Origin of the sequence: Bacillus sp. GMs2/2 (genome assembly GCF_050172095.1) — a bacterium.
In the GTDB taxonomy this organism is placed as follows: domain Bacteria; phylum Bacillota; class Bacilli; order Bacillales; family Bacillaceae_G; genus Bacillus_A; species Bacillus_A cereus.
The window spans coordinates 1-19230 of the sequence record NZ_JBNLYE010000063.1; the positions used below are offsets into that span (position 1 = coordinate 1).

A 19230-nucleotide genomic window follows, 5' to 3' on the forward strand; every position below is an offset into this window, starting at 1 on the left:
ATATATTAGGATTTTGTATAGCGTATAGTAAAAGCGTAAGCGGAAAGATTGAAGTTTTATTTGTTGATGAAAAATACCGAAGAAACGGATTTGGTTTGAAATTAATGAATAGTGCAGTGGAATGGTTTAAAGTGAAAAAGATAGATGAAATTGAATTAACAGTAGTGTATGGAAATGAAGCTGTATCATTTTATGAAAAGCTGGGATTTTATCCTCGTTCAATTATTATGGCAACTAAGTCATAACGATAGTATGGGGAGAGATGAGTGGGAGTTTTTGTTTCAAAAAATGATTCATATTTTACTAAATTATATGTGAAGAGCACATCAAAATAAATGTGCTTTTTATTATAGAAAAATTTATAAAAGCTGTATTTGGATATCTTTAAGTGAAAATAAAGAGGGATATCGAGAATATTTTAGGATAAACTATAAAGTGAAACTTTAATCAGTGGTGAGGGCATCCCTCACTGATTATCAGCCCTCACCAATCGGGCTTTTACGAGCAGTCCGCCCCCCACCTAACTTCTTTGCTTCCGCTGAATTTTGATGTGGGGTCTTACTGCCTGTTAATGCGGGATAAAGAAATAAAAAACACCAAACCAAAAGACTTACCAATATACGGTGTAGTCGTAACAGGAAAACAGAGGATTTACAAAGTTTACAAGGAACACCGTATATTAAGGCTGCTGTAAGAGGTGTAACAGTTGAGAAATATTGATTACAAGTAATTAATGTGAATAATCAGAAAATTTATGTTATAATATGGGAAAAGGAGGTTTATATGAGGCAAATACATGGAGCAATTTATATTTACATAACAATGTTTTTCGTGGCGATATCCTATGGATTGGGGCACGTGTATTCGCATCCTATACTAACTTTTTTAAGCGGAGCATGTATGGCGTTTGCGCTTCTTGTCCACCTTTTCTCAGTTTGGATCGTGAAATTTCAATTAAATATTAGTGAAATAGAAGAAGGCACTTTTTGAGTGGCCTTCTTTTTTTAATAATATTTAAAGGAAGAAATAGACAATAAATAAGTGCTTTTGAATGGAGGGGCATGATGAAGAGAGCATTATTCTTTTTCATTAGTATTTTCTTTTTAGGAAGCTGTTCCATTTCGTATGTTACTTTTTCTAGCGAGAGCAAAAGTTGGACGGGACAATATAAGGGCCATATCAAGGACGACAGTGAAGATGGAGTGTTTACGTTTCAGTATAAGGGCGGAGATGGGAATACAGAATTTAAGAATTTAGAAATTGCTATTAATGGAGCCTTTAGTACAATGACACAAACGTCAGAAGTTCATAGAGGAGCAAAGGTTGAAATGAAGTCTTCTTGTGTAAGTTGCGCGCCTATCTCTAAAGATGAACCAATAGAGATTGTGATTAAATGGGATGATAAGTATGAGGAGAAGATGGTGCTAAATTTGAAATAGTAGAGAAATAAAAAAGGCAGCAATCAAGCTGCCTTTTTTATTATTTTACAAATTGTAACTCTTTCGGGAACTTCGTTAAAATTTCTGATCCGTCTTTTGTGATGTAAATATCATCTTCAATACGAACGCCACCTACGTTTGGTACGTAAATACCTGGCTCGATTGTGAAGACCATACCTTCTTTTAATGGAGACTCGTTGCCAGCTTTTACATCTGGATATTCGTGTACGCTAATTCCAAGTCCGTGACCAAGGCGGTGGGGGAAGAAGTCACCGTAACCTGCATCTGCGATAACAGAGCGAGCAGCGTTGTCGATTGCGCCAAGTGTAACACCCGGTTTACATGCTTCAACTGCTTGTAGTTGTCCAGCAAGTACAGTGTTGTAAATGCGAGTTTGCTCTTCAGAAATCTCACCGAATGCTACTGTACGTGTAATATCAGAGCAATAACCATCAATGATTACGCCTAAATCAAATAGTACGAAATCGCCGCGTTTCATTTTGTTTGCGCCAGGAATACCGTGTGGAAGAGCAGAGTTCGCACCTGCTAATACCATCGTATCAAATGACATTTTATGTATGCCTTTTGTTTTTAATTCGTGTTCAATAATTGCTAATACTTCTAGCTCGCTGCGGTTTTCTTTAATTGCATTTACACCAACTTCAACAGCATAGTCCGCCATTTTAGCTGCTTCGCGTAAAATAGAAAGTTCTTTTTCATCTTTAATTAAACGAAGTTCGCGAACTTTCTCCTCAGCTGATTTGAAAGCTGCATTTGGGAATAATTTCTTTAATTCTTCGTAGCGCTCTACGTTTAAATGTTCTTTTTCAATTGCAACTGCATTTGCATTGATGCCGCGGTCTTTAATTGCTTTTGCAATCATATCCCATGGTCTGTCAGTATCAGTAAATCCGATAATTTCATGTGCCCAGCCAGCGTTACGTGCTTGGCCTTCTTCCATTTTAGGGCAAATTAAAATAGGTTCTTTTTCTTGGAATACAAACATACCAAGAAGTCTTTCGTGTGGTTCACAGTGGAAGTTTGTCATGTAGAAGACGTTCGGTGTAGAAGTTAAGAACGCAGCTTCTACGTTTTTTTCTTTTAGCCATTGCATTAAATTTTCTAATCTAGCATTCATCGATTGGCACCCCCGAGATATTTAATTACAAATATAACTTTAACTCGGAAGAAAGTGTTATGACAAGTAAATAGATGTTAGAAAAGACAGGGGATTGAAAAATCATGTAGAATAAAAAGTGAGAATGTGAATAGGGGAGGAATGTAATAATGAAAGTATCTTATCATGGACATTCAGTTGTGAAAATTGAGGCGAATGGAAAAGTTATTTTAATTGACCCGTTTTTAACAGGTAATCCGAAAACAGATTTAAAAGCTGAAGATGTAAAAGTGGATGCAATCCTTTTATCGCATGGACACGGTGATCATGTTGGAGATACAGTAGAACTTGCGAAGAAAAATAATGCAGTTGTTGTAGCGCCATTTGAACTAGCAACATTTTTAAGTTGGCAAGGTGTAAATACACACCCGATGCATATTGGTGGTTCACATGAATTTGACTTCGGAAAAGTGAAGTTTACACAAGCATTCCACGGCTCTAGTTATATTGATGAAGCAAATAAGACGATTACATATACAGGTATGCCAGCAGGTATTTTATTTACAGCAGAAGAGAAAACTGTATACCACGCAGGAGATACTGCACTATTCTCTGATATGAAGTTAATTGGGGAATTAAATAAAGTTGATCTAGCATTTTTACCAATTGGTGATAATTTCACAATGGGACCAGAAGATGCTGTACTAGCGGCAAAATGGATTAATGCGAAAACTGTTGTACCGATGCATTACAATACGTTCCCAGTTATTGAACAAGATCCATATCAATTTGTAGAAAAGCTACAAAATTGTACAGGGAAAGTATTAGAAGCTGGAGAAAGTATTACACTATAGAAAAGAAACCCTTCATTTGAAAAAGAAAAGTGAAGGGTTTTTTATGTGTGTAGGACAGCTTTTAATGCTTGTATTTGTTTTGGTGATTCTTTTCTTTTGGTACGTGGTTGTTCAGGTGTTTCATTCAATTCCATTGCAACTTTTTTCCCATCTACGAAAGCTAAAAATACAGCACCTACAACCTCTAAAAATTTTTTCATCATGTGTTCGCTCCTTTGTTTTATTTCTTGTCTTAATTGTATAAGTAATCAAGTGTACGAACTATCGAATGAGATGACAATAGCATTACATTTTTGTAATAGAATGAATGGTGGAATGCAAGAGACATTTTGTTATAAAAAAAATAGTACAGGTATGCAAAGAGAGAGTGTAACAGTTTTGAAAATATAGTATACTAAAAGTACAACACATGAAGAATTTAGGGAAAAGAAAGTATGGTGAAACCATTTGGCTACCAAGCATAACCAAATTTTAGAACATATTAATAGCCTGCCAGTAGGCCATAAAATTTCTGTAAGACAAATCGCGAAAGATTTGAGTGTAAGTGAAGGGACAGCTTACCGTGCAATTAAAGATGCAGAAAATAAAGGATATGTTAGTACAATTGAACGTGTCGGAACAATTCGAATTGAACAGAAGAAGAAAGAGAATATCGAAAAACTGACATATGCAGAAGTCGTTAACATTGTCGATGGTCAAGTACTTGGGGGCAGAGAAGGACTACATAAAACATTAAATAAATTCGTAATCGGAGCTATGAAATTAGAAGCGATGATGCGCTATACAGAAGCTGGAAATTTACTCATTATTGGTAACCGTACGAATGCACATCAATTAGCATTAGAAACTGGAGCCGCTGTATTAATTACGGGCGGATTTGATACGGAAGATCATGTGAAGAAATTAGCAGACCAATTAAAGCTGCCGATTATTTCAAGTAGCTACGATACATTTACGGTCGCAACGTTAATTAATCGTGCGATTTACGATCAGCTTATTAAGAAAGAAATTGTACTCGTTGAAGATATTTTAACGCCAATTGAAGAAACGTTATATTTAAAGCCGAGTGATACAGTACAGCAATGGCATGCATATAACGAAGAGACGATGCACGGAAGATATCCAATTGTCGATGAAAGTAACAAAGTGCTAGGAATCGTAACTTCAAAAGATATGATCGGAGTAGCGAAAGAAACACCAATTGATAAAGTAATGACAAAGCACCCAATTACAGTGAACGGTAAAATGTCTGTCGCAGCTGCGGCACGTATGATGGTGTGGGAAGGAATTGAATTACTTCCTGTCGTTGAGGAAGGAAACAAACTGCAAGGTATTATTAGCCGTCAAGATGTACTTCAGGCACTGCAAATGATTCAACGTCAGCCACAAGTTGGAGAAACCATTGATGATATTGTAACGAATCAATTTATGACACCAAAAGAAGCGAAGAATGAGCATCTATATCAATTTTCGGTGACGCCGCAAATGACGAACTCAATCGGGACGTTATCGTACGGTGTATTTGCAACAATTGTGACAGAAGCGACAAATCGCGTCATTCGTGCGCAAAAGAAAAGCGATTTAATTGTTGAAAACTTAACGATTTATTTCGTAAAGCCGGTTCAAATTGATAATGTTGTATCTGTTCATCCGAAAGTATTAGAAATTGGACGTAAATTTGGTAAGGTCGATGTAGAGGTGCATCATGAAGGTAATGTTGTTGGAAAAGCATTACTTATGGTTCAGTTAATCGATAAATAAAAAGATGGAACAAATCGTTTTGATTTGTTCCATCTTTTTTGTTGTTTTAAATTTGAAAGGCATGATTTTAGATGGGAGTTTTAGTGAAATATGTATGGGATGGAGTGGAAAAGTGACGTGAGAAAAGACAGAATAATAATTCAATTCAGTTGTATATTGTGTTATGATTATATTGTAAGAAAATGGAATTATGAAAGGTGGTATGCATTATGTCGTCAGCCGTACTTTTTTTTGGTAGTATCGCATTATTTTACTTTCTTGTAATGATACCTATTCAATATTTATATTTACAAGGTTTACATGAAAAAAAGGAAAAGACAGGATTATCTCAGCGAGAGCTATATGAAAAAATGTCTTTTGAAGAAGAACAATTACATTTTCATGTACAAGGTAACCCATTTAATATACCATCTGCGTTTGTTGCATATATGATTTTGAAAGTTAAGCAACATAAAAAAGCATCACAATATTGATGCTTTTTTATGTTGCTTCATAGACTTCGGCTTCTTTAACTGCTAATGGCAAGAAATGTTTGTATTGGCGAAACCCGTTAAATACACTTGCACTACCAAATAGAACGAATAAAACACCAACGATAATACGAGCGGTTGAAAGTTCTAAAAAGAATTGGTTTATCCCGAAAAATAAAACGAATGAACCGAGTGCCATTGCGGATTTTCCTGAGAGCCAACCTTTCTCCATTGGGCGGTTTGTACGAAAGTATTTTGTTTTGTAAAAGAGGTACAACATAAATGAGACGATAATACAGAAGACTAATACTGGCATAGTGAACACTCCTATCGCTTTATGAAAAATAATAGAAAAGAAAAAGAAATATCTAAACTTTCTAACTTTTATTATAAAGCAATTGTTCGCATGTATGAAATACTTTCCGTTATAATGGAGGATAAAGTGAAGAAGTTGATTAAAAAGGAGATTATACATATGCATGAGCAAATTTTAGGAGCAATTAAAGAGTTTGATACAATTATTATTCATCGCCACGTGCGTCCGGATCCAGATGCGTTAGGTTCACAGGGTGGTCTTGGTACAATTCTACAAGAATCGTTTCCAGAGAAAAATATTTATACGATTGGGTACAATGAACCGTCACTAGCATACTTACGAGTAATGGATGATATTGAAGATAGTGTATACGAAAATGCGCTTGTTATTGTTTGTGATACTGCGAATCAAGAACGTGTTGACGATCAACGCTATACAAAAGGGAAGATGTTAATTAAAATTGATCATCATCCAAATGAAGATCCATATGGAGATATTACGTGGGTAGATACGACAGCGAGTTCTACAAGTGAAATGATTTATGAGTTTTATAACTATGGAAAAGATAAAGGATTAAAAATAACAAAAGAAGCAGCTCGCCTTATTTTAGCAGGAATTGTTGGAGATACAGGTCGTTTCTTATTCCCAAATACGACAGCAAAAACACTTCGTTACGTAAGTGAGCTTGTTGATATGGGTGTGAAATTCACAGATTTATACAATGAAATGTATAAGACAAAAGAAAAAATTGCTCGTTTAAACGGTTATATTTTACAAAACTTTACGATGGTAGAAGAAGGAGCAGCTTACATTAAATTAACGAAAGAAGTATTAGAAGAGTTTGATGTACTTCCTTCTGAAGCATCTGGTGTTGTTGGAGCGCTTGGCAATATTGATGGATTAAAGGCGTGGGTTCTATTTTTAGAGGAAGACGACGTAATCCGTGTTCGTCTTCGTTCAAAAGGACCAGTTATAAACAAATTAGCAATGCAATATAACGGCGGGGGGCATCCGATGGCTTCTGGTGCGAAGGCATTTTCTTGGGAAGAAGCGGATCGTCTTTTTGCTGATTTACGTGAGATTTGTAAATAAGAGACTATATGTTAGAACGAAAAGAAGGAGCGGCGCTAAAGCCCTCCTTCTTTATTTTTCTTTCTCTATAGTAATGCTAATTTCAAGCACTGTATCAAAAGATATTGTATCGACTTTAAAACGGTATAGCCGATCGTAATGTTTGTACGTTTTATTTTCGATTACCTTTTTAAGTAGGTCTTTATTTTTTGCGATACTTTGAATGTTTTTCGTTAAAAGATGTTGGAGATCATTATGGATAGATGTAGTCATATTTTCGAGTGTGAGATTGTCTAAATCGTATTTTTCTCGATTGATAAGTTTTATTTTAATCTCTTGAATGGTTAAGAGCCGTTTATTTTCAGTGTTCAATTTTTCTTGATCTTCGAGAAGGACGTGGAGCTTTGCTTCTTGTTTTTCTATAATTTCTCTTTGTTCTGCTATTTTACTAGCTTGTTCTTCTTGAAAAACACCGTATATGTACAAAAAAATAAACCAGCTCAAAACGCCTCCAACAGCAGCCCCAGCTAATACTAAGTACCATCTTTTTGCTGTATTAGCACTTGGTACTCTCATACATGTTCCTGCGTTAGCCATTTAATAATAATGAGACCTGTTTGCATACCACCAGTTGCGAAAAAAATAAGGAGAATTTGTTTTACGATATCTTTCATATCTCCGCCAAAGAAACTTCTTTCAAAGCTATAAAAGGTATCGAATGTTCCGCCGATTGCTGCAACGAGTGCCCAAATTCTTAAATTTTGGGCGAATTGATTAATGTAAGTTAGAGCTGGTTTTCCAATAAGAAACGCACCAAATCCACCAATTAATGAACCGCCAAGTATAACCCCAAAGGCAATAAAATAACTAATAATAAGCAGAGAGAAAAAAGTATGTTCTCTTACATCCATCGTCATTCCCCTTTCTTCTTCATATATATGGACAAAGTATAAGAAGTATGTTTTGATTTCCGCTTTCCTCATCACCTATAATAAAAGTAGTCAAATAGGTAAAGAGAGGGTACAACAGTGAAGTTTGTGCATTTACAATGTCAAACCGTTTTTAGTTTATTAAAAAGTGCTTGTAAAATTGATGAGCTTGTAGTCAGGGCGAAAGAACTTGGTTTTTCATCGCTGGCTATTACGGATGAAAATGTTATGTATGGTGTTATTCCGTTTTATAAAGCATGTAAGAAACATGGTATACAGCCTGTTATTGGATTAACCGCTTCTATTTTTAGTGAAGAAGAAGAGAGGTCTTATCCGCTTGTATTACTTGCTGAGAATGAAATAGGCTACCAAAATTTATTAAAGATTTCTAGCAGTATTATGACAAAGTCCAAAGAAGGTATTCCTAAGAAGTGGCTTGCGCATTATGCGAAAGGATTAATTGCCATTTCACCAGGTAAAGATGGCGAAATTGAGCAATTATTACTAGAAGACAATGAGAGTCAGGCTGAAGAAGTAGCTCGCACGTATCAAAATATGTTCGGCCATTTTTATATGAGTTTGCAGCATCATGCGATTCAAGATGAGTTGCTTTTACAAGAGAAACTACCTGAATTTATTAGTAGGGTTAATATTCCAGTCGTTGCAACAAATGATGTGCGCTATATCAATCAAAGTGACGCGCTTGTTCACGAATGTTTACTATCTGTTGAAAGTGGAACGAAAATGACTGATCCAGATAGGCCGAGGCTGAAAACAGATCAGTATTATTTAAAGTCATCGGATGAAATGGAAGCACTATTTTCCCATGCGCCGGAAGCAATCCAAAATACAATAAAAATTGCAGAGCGTTGCCAAGTAGAAATACCGTTCCATGTAAATCAACTTCCGAAGTTTCCTGTTCCGTCTAATGAAACGAGTGATATATACTTGCGTCGTGTTTGTGAAGAAGGTTTGCGGAAACGATATGGTGAACCGAAAGAAGTGCATATAAAGCGTTTGAATCATGAATTAAATGTTATTTCTCGTATGGGATTTAGTGATTATTTCCTCATCGTATGGGATTTTATGAAGTATGCACATGAAAATCATATTCTAACAGGACCAGGTCGTGGATCGGCAGCTGGTTCACTCGTTTCATACGTATTAGAAATTACAGATATTGATCCAATTGAATACGATCTATTATTTGAAAGGTTTTTAAATCCTGAACGTGTGACGCTTCCCGATATTGATATTGATTTTCCAGACGTAAGACGTGATGAGATGATTCGCTATGTGAAAGATAAATACGGTCAGCTCCGTGTTGCGCAAATTGTAACGTTTGGTACGCTTGCAGCAAAAGCGGCAATTAGAGACATTGCCCGCGTAATGGGGCTTCCGCCGCGAGATATTGATATATTTTCAAAACTTATCCCATCAAAGCTTGGTATAACGTTAAAAGATGCATATGAAGAATCACAATCACTTCGTGAGTTTATACAAGGGAATCTTCTGCATGAGCGTGTGTTTGAAATCGCAAAACGTGTAGAAGGTTTACCACGTCATACGTCTATTCATGCGGCTGGTGTTATTATGAGTCAAGAACCGCTAACAGGCAGTGTAGCAATTCAAGAAGGACATAACGATGTTTATGTTACGCAATATCCAGCCGATGCGCTAGAAGAACTTGGGTTGCTTAAGATGGACTTTTTAGGATTACGTAATTTAACGTTACTTGAAAATATTATAAAATTTATCGCGAACAAAACAGGGAAAGAAATCGATATAAGAAGCTTACCTCTTCAAGATGAAAAGACGTTCCAATTATTAGGGAGAGGGGATACAACAGGTGTATTCCAGCTTGAGTCAGGTGGTATGCGAAATGTACTTCGCGGGTTAAAACCGAATGAGTTTGAAGATATCGTAGCTGTTAACTCGTTATACAGACCAGGACCGATGGAACAGATACCGACTTTTATTGAATCGAAACATGGAAAAAGAAAAATCGAATATTTACATCCGGATTTAAAGCCAATTTTAGAAAGAACATACGGCGTCATTGTATACCAAGAACAAATTATGCAAATTGCATCGAAGTTAGCTGGGTTTTCGCTTGGAGAAGCAGATTTACTGCGCCGTGCGGTGAGTAAAAAAAATCGTGATATTTTAGATCAGGAACGTAAGCATTTCGTCCAAGGATGTTTGCAAAATGGTTATGATGAGACGTCTGCTGAAAAAATTTATGATTTAATTGTAAGATTTGCGAATTACGGTTTTAACCGAAGTCACGCTGTAGCTTACAGTATGATCGGATATCAGCTTGCCTATTTGAAAGCAAACTATACGCTGGAATTTATGACGGCATTATTATCAAGTGCAATTGGAAATGAAGATAAGATTGTACAGTATATACGAGAAACGAAGCGGAAAGGTTTTCACGTTTTGCCGCCGTCTCTTCAGAGAAGTGGTTATAACTTCCAAATAGAAGGGAATGCGATACGTTACAGTTTACTTTCGATCCGAAATATTGGAATGGCTACAGTGACGGCATTATTAGAAGAACGAGAGAAAAAAATGTTCGAAGATTTATTTGAATTTTGTCTCCGTATGCCGTCAAAGTTCGTAACGGAGCGTAATTTAGAAGCTTTCGTCTGGTCGGGATGTTTTGATGATTTTGGTGTTTCGAGAACGAATTTATGGAAAAGTATTAAAGGGGCGTTAGAGTACGCGAATCTCGCACGTGATTTAGGAGATGCTGTTCCAAAATCAAAATATGTACAAGGAGAAGAGCTATCTTTTATTGAACAACTAAATAAAGAGAAGGAAGTACTTGGCTTTTATTTATCAAGTTATCCGACAGCGCAATATGTGAAGTTAGCAAAAGAATTAGAAATTCCATCTCTCGCTCAGGCGATGCGACACAAGAAAAAAGTACAAAGAGCTATTGTGTATATAACAAGTGTTAGAGTGATTCGTACGAAAAAGTTTCAAAAGATGGCATTTATTACATTCTGTGATCAAAATGATGAAATGGAAGCGGTCCTCTTCCCGGAAATGTATATACATTTCTCGGATAAGTTGCAAGAAGGAGCAATTGTTTTAGTTGACGGTACGATTGAGCTAAGAAATCATAAGCTGCAATGGATTGTAAATGGACTATATCCGCTAGAGGAAATGGATGTTTATGAAGAAAAGAAAGACGCATCTGTTTACGTGAAATTGCCATCTCAGTATGAGAAAAAGCTTTTAAATCGGGTTACGAAAATATTGTTCGACTATTCAGGTTTTGCGAAAGTACTAATTTATTATGAAAAGGAACATAAAATGGTACAATTATCTCGGAGTTTATCGATTCATCCAAGTGAAGAATGTTTAGGAGCACTTCGTGAAATTGTCGGGGAAGAAAATGTAGTTGTGAAAATATAATGGACAATTTCCCTACACTTCGATTATTATAGTAGTAGTGTTCGTGGTCAGACCACTTGGAGAAATTGATATCAGCAAGAATAATTTGAGGAGAGTGGATAGTTTGTCAACACTTCGTGAAGAAGCACTTCACATGCATAAAGTGCATCAAGGAAAATTAGAAACTGTATCAAAAGTAAAAGTAGAAAATGCAAAAGATTTAAGTCTTGCATATTCTCCAGGGGTTGCAGAACCTTGTAAAGAAATTTATGACGATAAAAGTAAGGTATATGAATATACGATGAAGGGAAATATGGTAGCAGTTGTGACAGATGGAACAGCTGTACTTGGTCTTGGTAACATTGGACCTGAAGCATCTCTTCCAGTAATGGAAGGTAAAGCTGTATTATTTAAGAGCTTTGCTGGTGTAGATGCATTCCCAATTGCCTTAAATACAAACGATGTAGATAAAATTGTTGAAACTGTAAAATTAATGGAGCCAACTTTTGGCGGCGTTAACTTAGAAGATATCGCAGCACCAAACTGCTTCATTATTGAAGAGCGTTTGAAAAAAGAAACAAATATTCCTATCTTCCATGATGATCAACACGGAACAGCTATCGTAACAGTAGCAGGTCTTGTAAATGCACTGAAATTAGTTGGAAAGAAAATGTCTGACATTAAAGTTGTCGCAAATGGCGCAGGTGCAGCAGGTATTGCAATTATTAAACTTTTATATCGCTATGGTGTACGCGACATTATTATGTGTGACCGTAAAGGCGCAATCTATGATGGTCGTCCTACAGGTATGAATCCGGTGAAGGATGAAGTTGCAAAATATACAAATAAGAATCGTATAGAAGGTTCTTTAGCTGATGTTGTACAAGGTGCGGACGTATTCATTGGTGTATCTGCAGAAGGTGCATTAACAGAAGAGATGGTTCGTACAATGAATGACGATGCGATTATTTTTGCAATGGCGAATCCAGTTCCAGAAATTATGCCAGAATTGGCAAAAGCAGCGGGCGCAGCTGTTGTTGGAACAGGTCGTTCTGACTTCCCGAACCAAGTAAATAATGTATTGGCGTTCCCTGGTATTTTCCGCGGTGCACTTGACGTACATGCGACACAAATTAACGAAGAAATGAAGATGGCAGCTGTACAGGCTATTGCTGAGCTTGTAGCAGAAGATGAGTTAAATGCAGACTATATCATTCCGGCACCATTTGACGCGCGTGTAGCGCCTCAAGTAGCGGCTTACGTTGCAAAAGCAGCAATGGAGACAGGAGTAGCTCGCCGTCAAGTAGATCCAAATGAGATCGCTGAAAAAACAAAACAATTAGCGCTGATTGGTAAAGAATAAGCGAGGAATTTCCATTGACATCATCAAATACAAAAGTATATCTCGAAATTGTAAAAAAAATCCGTTCCATTATGGAAGAGGATGGATTGGTGGCGGGGGATCGTTTGCCGTCTGAGCGTGAGTTAAGTTCACGCTTAAACGTAGGACGTTCCTCTGTAAGAGAAGCATTGCGTGCTTTAGAACTGGTAGGATTGATTGAAACGAGACGTGGTGAAGGGACGTTTATTCGAAACTTTTATGATAACGGTCTTGTACAATTAATTGCTCCGTTCTTATTGCAAGATGAGAAAACAATTCGTGATTTATTACAAACGAAACGATTACTTGAGAAAGATATGATTCGAATTGTATGTAATTTACCGAAAGAAACGTTTTCTAAAGTACTAAGTAGATTACACCAAGTACTTGAAGGAAATGAAAGCTCAGTCCCAACGCTTCATCAAACGTTCTTTAAAACACTTATTGAACAAGTCGATAATTATTTACTATATCGCATTTGGATGATCGTAAATGATTACGTAGCAACTCTTTCTTGTAAAGTTTCAAGAGATTCTATCGATATGTATAGAAAGCTTTACGCTACTTTGGAAGAAAAACAAGAAAATGATGCACTAAAAATTTACGATGAATTAGTAGAGAATATACAGTTTCACTCGTAATGTATAAAATTTGTCGAAATGACCATGACACGTTATGACAAACATTCTACCGCGTAGCGGTTAAAGTTAAACGTAAAGAGTGAGGTTATTAGACAGATTGAGAAGATAAGGCTAACATCAAACTTTGGTGTTAGCCCCATTTTCTTCTTACGCTAACCTTAGCTCTCAACGAAGGGGGTCAAATTGTGCTAAGAGATTTATTCGTGAAAAAGAAAAAGTACGCTGCAATACCTTCAGAACAAGTACGAAAAGATGTGCCAGATGGCGTTATGACAAAATGTCCGGAATGTAAAAAAATCATGTATACGAAAGAACTTCTAAAAAATTTAAAAGTATGTGTGAATTGTGGATATCATCATCCTATGAATGCATGGGAACGTCTTAATAGTATATTGGACGAAGGGTCATTCCGTGAGTATGACAAAGAAATGGTTTCATTAAATCCACTCGAGTTTCCAGGTTATGAAGAGAAACTAGAGAGCGATCGTAAGAAGACTGAATTGAACGAAGCGGTTGTAACTGGTGAAGGAACAATTGATGACATGCTTGTTGTTGTTGCAGTAATGGATTCTCGTTTTCGAATGGGGAGCATGGGCTCTGTAGTAGGAGAAAAAATCGCCCGTGCGGTTGAAAAGGCGTACGACTTACAAGTTCCATTTATTATCTTTACTGCTTCGGGTGGTGCCCGTATGCAAGAAGGGATATTAAGTTTAATGCAAATGGCAAAAACAAGCGTAGCTTTGAAAAAGCATAGTAATGCAGGAGGATTATTTATTTCTGTTATGACTCACCCAACGACGGGCGGGGTTTCAGCGAGTTTCGCTTCACTTGGTGATTATAATCTTGCAGAACCAGGTGCACTTATCGGATTTGCTGGTAGACGTGTAATTGAACAAACGGTGCGTGAGAAACTACCGGAAGATTTCCAAACGGCAGAATTCTTACTAGATCATGGTCAATTAGATGCGGTGGTGCATCGTGATGATATGAGAGAATCGCTTCGCAAGATTTTAGAAGTTCATCAAGGAGGGGAAATGGCTGTATGGCAGAGCTAGAATTTGAAAAACCAGTTGTTGAGCTAAGAAATAAGATTCGTGAACTGAAAGACTATACGAAAAACAGCCAGATGGACTTCAGTGAGGAGATTCGTATTTTGGAAGAAAAGCTAGAAAATTTAGAGGAAGATATATACGGCAATCTAAAAGTATGGGACCGTGTTCAAATTGCTCGTCATGCAGAACGACCGACAACGCTCGATTATATTGAGCACTTATTTACTGATTTTTTCGAATGTCATGGAGATCGTCTATTTGGCGATGATGCAGCGATTGTCGGCGGCATTGCGAAATATAAAGGGATGCCTGTAACTGTAATTGGGCATCAGCGCGGAAAAGATACGAAAGAAAATATTCGCCGTAACTTTGGAATGCCTCATCCAGAAGGATATCGAAAAGCACTGCGTCTCATGAAACAAGCGGAAAAGTTTAATCGTCCTATTATTTGTTTCATCGATACGAAGGGAGCTTATCCTGGTAAAGCAGCTGAAGAACGTGGACAAAGTGAAGCTATTGCCCGCAACTTATTTGAGATGGCAGGTTTAACGGTACCAGTCATTTGTATCGTTATCGGTGAAGGCGGTAGTGGTGGTGCGCTAGGACTTGGAGTAGGAGATTACATTCATATGCTAGAAAATTCCACTTATTCTGTTATTACACCAGAGGGTGCAGCGGCAATTCTTTGGAAAGATGCAGGAAAAGCAAAGGAAGCTGCAGAGGCAATGAAAATTACAGCAGCAGATTTGAAAGAATTAGGTGTAATTGACGAAATTATTCCAGAAGCAAGAGGCGGAGCTCACCGTAATATTTTAAAACAGTCAGAAAATATAGACTTAATGATTCGAAAAACTTTTGAACAATTAAACGGAATTTCGAAAGATGAATTAATCGAAAAACGTTATGAAAAATATATGAAAATTGGGCAAGTTTCGTTTTCAAACGCTTCCATTTGGATAAAATAAGAAAAGCGTGCGTTCCACTTCGCGAATGCACGTTTTTATTATGAAAAGACACATCTTCTCCATTGTATTTTTATATTTTTTCGTGTTATTTTATTATAAGGCAAATAATCTTTATGAGGTGAGTACAAATGAAACGTATTGGTGTATTAACAAGTGGTGGAGATTCACCTGGTATGAATGCTGCCATTCGTGCAGTTGTTCGTAAAGCGATTTTCCATGATATTGAAGTATATGGTATTTACCATGGATACGCTGGATTAATTTCTGGTCACATTGAAAAATTAGAACTTGGTTCTGTTGGCGATATTATCCACCGCGGTGGTACGAAATTATATACAGCAAGATGTCCTGAGTTTAAAGATCCAGAAGTACGACTAAAAGGTATCGAGCAATTAAAAAAACACGGTATCGAAGGACTTGTTGTTATTGGTGGAGATGGTTCTTACCAAGGCGCTAAAAAATTAACTGAACAAGGATTCCCATGTGTTGGTGTACCAGGTACAATCGACAATGATATCCCTGGAACAGACTTCACAATTGGTTTCGATACAGCTTTAAACACTGTTATTGATGCAATTGATAAAATTCGTGACACAGCTACATCTCATGAACGTACATATGTTATCGAAGTAATGGGACGTCATGCTGGTGATATCGCATTATGGGCTGGTTTAGCTGATGGTGCGGAAACAATCTTAATTCCAGAAGAAGAGTATGACATGGATGATGTTATCGCTCGTCTGAAGCGTGGTAGTGAACGTGGTAAAAAACACAGTATTATCGTTGTAGCTGAAGGTGTTGGAAGTGCAATTGACATCGGTAAGCACATTGAAGAAGCAACAAACTTTGATACTCGTGTAACTGTATTAGGTCACGTACAACGTGGTGGATCACCAAGTGCACAAGACCGTGTATTAGCAAGTCGTCTTGGCGCAAGAGCAGTTGAATTGTTAATTGCTGGTAAAGGTGGACGTTGTGTAGGTATTCAAGATAACAAACTTGTTGATCATGATATTATCGAAGCGTTAGCTCAAAAGCATACAATCGATAAAGATATGTATCAATTATCTAAAGAATTATCCATCTAATCGGCGTAATGTCAGATATTTGGGAACGGTTTCATAATTTTCGGAGGTGCAATATGCGTAAAACTAAAATTGTATGTACTATAGGTCCTGCTAGTGAAAGTATTGAAAAATTAGAGCAATTAATCGAAGCAGGTATGAACGTTGCTCGTTTAAACTTCTCTCATGGTAGCCATGAAGAGCACGGAGCTCGTATTAAAAACATTCGTGAAGCTTCAAAGAAAACTGGTAAAACAGTTGGTATCTTACTTGATACAAAAGGTCCAGAAATCCGTACTCACGACTTCGTAGACGGACAAGCTGAGCTTGTAACAGGTGCAGAAGTAGTTCTTTCTACTGAGCAAGTATTAGGTACTGCAGAGAAGTTCTCTGTATCTTATGCTGGTCTTTATGACGATGTAGACCCAGGTTCTCGTATTCTAATCGATGACGGTCTTATCGAACTAGAAGTAATCGAAAAAGCTGACGGAAACATCCGTACAAAAGTTCTTAACAGCGGAACTGTAAAAAATAAAAAAGGTGTTAACGTACCAAACGTAAGCATTAAGCTTCCTGGTATCACTGAAAAAGACGTAAAAGATATCATCTTTGGTATCGAGCAAAAAGTTGATTTCATTGCAGCTTCATTCGTACGTAAAGCGTCTGACGTATTAGAAATCCGTGAATTATTAGAAGAGCATAACGCTCAATACATCCAAATCGTACCAAAAATCGAAAACCAAGAAGGTATCGACAACATCGATTCAATCTTAGAAGTTTCTGACGGTTTAATGGTAGCTCGTGGTGACATGGGTGTAGAAATTCCACCAGAAGAAGTACCGTTAGTACAAAAACGTCTAATTAAAAAATGTAACGTGTTAGGTAAACCAGTTATTACTGCAACACAAATGTTAGATTCTATGCAACGTAACCCACGTCCAACTCGTGCGGAAGCAAGTGACGTAGCTAACGCAATCTTCGATGGTACAGATGCAATCATGCTTTCAGGTGAAACAGCTGCTGGACAATACCCAGTAGAAGCGGTAACAATGATGGCTAACATTGCGGTACGTGTTGAAAAATCATTACAATATGAAGATATGTTCAAAAAACGTATTAAAGAGTTCACTCCAACAATTACAGATGCAATTAGCCAATCTGTTGCGCATACAGCACTTGCTCTTGATGTAGCTGCAATCGTAGCTCCAACAGAAAGTGGATATACTGCGAAAATGATCTCTAAATACCGTCCAAAATCTCCAATCGTAGCTGTAACATCTGACGAGCAAGTAGGACGTCGTCTTGCACTTGTTTGGGGTGTACAAGCATTTATGGCTGAGAAGCGCGCAGCTTCAACTGACGAAATGTTAGATACAGCAATTCAAACAGGTATGGATGCAGGTCTAATCGGACTTGGAGATACTGTAGTGATTACTGCGGGTGTTCCAGTTGCTGAAACTGGTACAACAAACTTAATGAAAATCCACGTTGTTGGTGAAGAAATTGCTAAAGGACAAGGAATCGGTCGTAAAGCTGCAAAAGGTAAAGTAGTTGTAGCAAAAACAGCTGCTGAAGCTGTAGCGAACGTAAACGAAGGTGATATCCTTGTTACAACAAGCACTGATAAAGATATGATTCCTGCAATCGAAAAAGCTGCGGCTTTAGTTGTAGAAGAAGGTGGCTTAACAAGCCATGCAGCTGTTGTAGGCGTATCAATCGGTATTCCTGTTATCGTTGGTGTAAACGGCGTAACAGCAACTTTAAAAAATGGCCAAGAAGTAACAGTTGATGCAGCACGCGGAATTGTTTATAATGGACATGCGGAAGTGCTATAAGTAATACGGAGAGAAGGATCGGAGTCCTTCTCTTTTTTTTACACAAAAACGAGATAGAATTAGCTTAAAGCGCCTAGAATTGCTTTTAAAAGCTGTTTGTTATGGGTTTTAATATGAAAGGATATCTATATTTCATATGATGTATATAGGCGTTGTGAGGGTGTTAAAAGTGAGATGTGAGAGAGGTGTAGAACTATGAAGTGGTTGCTATTCTTGTTTATTTTAATACCAGCGATTGAGATTACGGTCTTAATTGGATCGAGTCATGTAATAGGTTTATGGTCTACGTTCGCTATGATTGTATTTACAGGTGTTGTAGGTGTGTATTTGGCGAAAAGACAAGGGTTTAAAGTGCTTGGAGAGATTCAATCTAAGTTGAATAGAGGGGAAATGCCAGGTGAGGCGGTACTAGATGGTATTTTTGTATTTGTAGGAGGTATTCTCTTGGTGCTTCCTGGGTATGTGACAGATGTGCTAGGGTTTATCTGCGTGATCCCTATTACGAGAGCTTTATTGAAGCCGCTTGTTATGAAGTGGATGGAATGGAAATTTAGAAAGAACTCTACTATTATTATTCAGAAATAGCACTTAGATTGTAGAAATCTAAGTGCTATTTTTTGTCTTGTAAGAGGAGAGGAACTTTCTGATTGAAGCTTTGTTTTACCACGCTATTTGTGGGGGGGGATTTCTATCTTGAAATTGGGCTGCTCGTAAGTGTCTGATGTGGGGCGAATGATGAGCGGGGATGAACAAAACGTCTGCTCATTATATTTGCTATATAATTTTCATTTGAACTCTTGTTGTGCTTCGATTAAACTTGTGATTTTTTAGTGCTATTAATTTAGATGAATAAGATGGAGGGAAACGCTGCTAAATTAAAGTTTTGCTTTCTTATATAAAGGAACGATTGGTGTAAAAAATTCATATAAA

The 19230-nt window shown here is 37.2% G+C and carries 20 protein-coding genes and 1 pseudogene; 16 read left to right on the top strand and 5 right to left on the bottom strand.

Annotated elements, in window-relative coordinates; genetic code table 11:
• The 4 genes and pseudogenes from ACQGS6_RS11130 to ACQGS6_RS11145 all read left to right on the top strand — a co-directional run.
• A partial coding sequence (locus ACQGS6_RS11130) for a GNAT family N-acetyltransferase (protein ID WP_426965140.1) occupies positions 1–245 on the top strand: 245 nt, incomplete at its 5' end.
• 335 nt (positions 246–580) lie between these two features.
• Positions 581–720: pseudogene (locus ACQGS6_RS11135) on the top strand (anti sigma factor C-terminal domain-containing protein); the annotation flags it as partial.
• A 63-nt stretch (positions 721–783) separates the two neighbouring features.
• The gene (locus ACQGS6_RS11140) at positions 784–990 is read left to right on the top strand and encodes a hypothetical protein (RefSeq protein ID WP_001248905.1); all 207 of its coding nucleotides are present in this window, start codon (positions 784–786) and stop codon (positions 988–990) included.
• 74 nt (positions 991–1064) lie between these two features.
• Entirely contained in the window at positions 1065–1439 is a 375-nt protein-coding gene (locus ACQGS6_RS11145) for a hypothetical protein (protein ID WP_000816711.1), read from the top strand.
• Positions 1440–1479: 40 nt separating this feature from the next.
• Here the strand turns inward: ACQGS6_RS11145 and pepQ are convergent, their stop codons facing one another.
• Positions 1480–2577: a Xaa-Pro dipeptidase gene (gene pepQ, locus ACQGS6_RS11150; RefSeq protein WP_000994024.1), complete on the bottom strand. Its 1098-nt coding sequence runs from the start codon at positions 2575–2577 to the stop codon at positions 1480–1482.
• 149 nt (positions 2578–2726) lie between these two features.
• Between pepQ and ACQGS6_RS11155 the strand changes: the two genes are divergently transcribed.
• Entirely contained in the window at positions 2727–3410 is a 684-nt protein-coding gene (locus ACQGS6_RS11155) for a metal-dependent hydrolase (RefSeq protein WP_000868922.1), read from the top strand.
• Between the two features lie 41 nt (positions 3411–3451).
• Here ACQGS6_RS11155 and ACQGS6_RS11160 read toward each other — a convergent pair whose 3' ends face one another.
• Positions 3452–3613 carry a hypothetical protein gene (locus ACQGS6_RS11160; protein ID WP_000976017.1) on the bottom strand — a complete coding sequence of 54 codons (162 nt, stop codon included), beginning with the start codon at positions 3611–3613 and terminating at the stop codon, positions 3452–3454.
• A gap of 244 nt (positions 3614–3857) precedes the next feature.
• Here ACQGS6_RS11160 and ACQGS6_RS11165 point away from each other — a divergent pair, with 244 nt between their 5' ends.
• Together ACQGS6_RS11165 and ACQGS6_RS11170 are read left to right on the top strand one after the other, a co-directional pair.
• Positions 3858–5171: a CBS domain-containing protein gene (locus ACQGS6_RS11165; protein WP_074625175.1), complete on the top strand. Its 1314-nt coding sequence runs from the start codon at positions 3858–3860 to the stop codon at positions 5169–5171.
• 209 nt (positions 5172–5380) lie between these two features.
• A complete protein-coding gene (locus tag ACQGS6_RS11170; RefSeq protein WP_000093044.1) occupies positions 5381–5644 on the top strand; it encodes a DUF3949 domain-containing protein in 264 nt (87 codons plus the stop codon).
• A gap of 7 nt (positions 5645–5651) precedes the next feature.
• Here the strand turns inward: ACQGS6_RS11170 and ACQGS6_RS11175 are convergent, their stop codons facing one another.
• Positions 5652–5957 carry a YtpI family protein gene (locus ACQGS6_RS11175; RefSeq protein ID WP_001144776.1) on the bottom strand — a complete coding sequence of 102 codons (306 nt, stop codon included), beginning with the start codon at positions 5955–5957 and terminating at the stop codon, positions 5652–5654.
• 159 nt (positions 5958–6116) lie between these two features.
• Here ACQGS6_RS11175 and ACQGS6_RS11180 point away from each other — a divergent pair, with 159 nt between their 5' ends.
• Complete coding sequence (locus ACQGS6_RS11180; RefSeq protein ID WP_009326382.1) at positions 6117–7049, top strand: DHH family phosphoesterase; 933 nt, start codon at positions 6117–6119, stop codon at positions 7047–7049.
• Positions 7050–7100: 51 nt separating this feature from the next.
• On the opposite strand, the gene ytrI is transcribed toward ACQGS6_RS11180, so the two are convergent.
• On the bottom strand, positions 7101–7604 hold the full coding sequence (ytrI, locus tag ACQGS6_RS11185; protein WP_001265736.1) for a sporulation membrane protein YtrI: 504 nt from the start codon (positions 7602–7604) through the stop codon (positions 7101–7103).
• Positions 7601–8014: a YtrH family sporulation protein gene (locus ACQGS6_RS11190; RefSeq protein ID WP_002005839.1), complete on the bottom strand. Its 414-nt coding sequence runs from the start codon at positions 8012–8014 to the stop codon at positions 7601–7603. The genes ytrI and ACQGS6_RS11190 overlap by 4 nt, the downstream gene beginning before the upstream one ends.
• Positions 8015–8056: 42 nt before the next feature.
• Between ACQGS6_RS11190 and dnaE the strand changes: the two genes are divergently transcribed.
• The 8 genes from dnaE (at position 8057) to ACQGS6_RS11230 (ending at position 18885) form a co-directional block, all read left to right on the top strand.
• Positions 8057–11383, top strand: a complete 3327-nt coding sequence (dnaE, locus tag ACQGS6_RS11195) for a DNA polymerase III subunit alpha (protein ID WP_000673732.1) — start codon at positions 8057–8059, stop codon at positions 11381–11383.
• Between the two features lie 133 nt (positions 11384–11516).
• Entirely contained in the window at positions 11517–12725 is a 1209-nt protein-coding gene (locus tag ACQGS6_RS11200) for an NAD(P)-dependent malic enzyme (RefSeq protein WP_161508111.1), read from the top strand.
• Positions 12726–12739: 14 nt separating this feature from the next.
• Positions 12740–13384, top strand: coding sequence for a FadR/GntR family transcriptional regulator (locus tag ACQGS6_RS11205; protein ID WP_000204448.1), 645 nt, complete (start codon positions 12740–12742; stop codon positions 13382–13384).
• Positions 13385–13569: 185 nt separating this feature from the next.
• On the top strand, positions 13570–14439 hold the full coding sequence (accD, locus tag ACQGS6_RS11210) for an acetyl-CoA carboxylase, carboxyltransferase subunit beta (protein ID WP_000942859.1): 870 nt from the start codon (positions 13570–13572) through the stop codon (positions 14437–14439).
• The gene (accA, locus tag ACQGS6_RS11215; RefSeq protein WP_000818804.1) at positions 14427–15401 is read left to right on the top strand and encodes an acetyl-CoA carboxylase carboxyl transferase subunit alpha; all 975 of its coding nucleotides are present in this window, start codon (positions 14427–14429) and stop codon (positions 15399–15401) included. The genes accD and accA overlap by 13 nt, the downstream gene beginning before the upstream one ends.
• A gap of 128 nt (positions 15402–15529) precedes the next feature.
• Positions 15530–16489: a 6-phosphofructokinase gene (gene pfkA / locus ACQGS6_RS11220; RefSeq protein ID WP_000821157.1), complete on the top strand. Its 960-nt coding sequence runs from the start codon at positions 15530–15532 to the stop codon at positions 16487–16489.
• 53 nt (positions 16490–16542) lie between these two features.
• Positions 16543–18300 carry a pyruvate kinase gene (gene pyk / locus ACQGS6_RS11225; protein ID WP_001232673.1) on the top strand — a complete coding sequence of 586 codons (1758 nt, stop codon included), beginning with the start codon at positions 16543–16545 and terminating at the stop codon, positions 18298–18300.
• Between the two features lie 195 nt (positions 18301–18495).
• Positions 18496–18885 (top strand): FxsA family protein, encoded by a 390-nt coding sequence (locus tag ACQGS6_RS11230; protein ID WP_000871631.1) that lies wholly within the window; start codon positions 18496–18498, stop codon positions 18883–18885.
• Positions 18886–19230 lie beyond the last annotated feature (345 nt).

Coding starts and splice junctions, on each gene's coding strand:
- pepQ (WP_000994024.1), bottom strand. CDS start 2,577: ATGAATGCTAGATTAGAAAATTTAATGCAATGGCTAAAAGAAAAAAAC.
- pfkA (WP_000821157.1), top strand. CDS start 15,530: ATGAAACGTATTGGTGTATTAACAAGTGGTGGAGATTCACCTGGTATG.
- ACQGS6_RS11180 (WP_009326382.1), top strand. CDS start 6,117: ATGCATGAGCAAATTTTAGGAGCAATTAAAGAGTTTGATACAATTATT.
- ACQGS6_RS11155 (WP_000868922.1), top strand. CDS start 2,727: ATGAAAGTATCTTATCATGGACATTCAGTTGTGAAAATTGAGGCGAAT.
- ACQGS6_RS11160 (WP_000976017.1), bottom strand. CDS start 3,613: ATGATGAAAAAATTTTTAGAGGTTGTAGGTGCTGTATTTTTAGCTTTC.
- pyk (WP_001232673.1), top strand. CDS start 16,543: ATGCGTAAAACTAAAATTGTATGTACTATAGGTCCTGCTAGTGAAAGT.
- ACQGS6_RS11140 (WP_001248905.1), top strand. CDS start 784: ATGAGGCAAATACATGGAGCAATTTATATTTACATAACAATGTTTTTC.
- ACQGS6_RS11145 (WP_000816711.1), top strand. CDS start 1,065: ATGAAGAGAGCATTATTCTTTTTCATTAGTATTTTCTTTTTAGGAAGC.
- ACQGS6_RS11230 (WP_000871631.1), top strand. CDS start 18,496: ATGAAGTGGTTGCTATTCTTGTTTATTTTAATACCAGCGATTGAGATT.
- ACQGS6_RS11200 (WP_161508111.1), top strand. CDS start 11,517: ATGCATAAAGTGCATCAAGGAAAATTAGAAACTGTATCAAAAGTAAAA.
- accA (WP_000818804.1), top strand. CDS start 14,427: ATGGCAGAGCTAGAATTTGAAAAACCAGTTGTTGAGCTAAGAAATAAG.
- ytrI (WP_001265736.1), bottom strand. CDS start 7,604: ATGAGAGTACCAAGTGCTAATACAGCAAAAAGATGGTACTTAGTATTA.
- ACQGS6_RS11170 (WP_000093044.1), top strand. CDS start 5,381: ATGTCGTCAGCCGTACTTTTTTTTGGTAGTATCGCATTATTTTACTTT.
- ACQGS6_RS11175 (WP_001144776.1), bottom strand. CDS start 5,957: ATGCCAGTATTAGTCTTCTGTATTATCGTCTCATTTATGTTGTACCTC.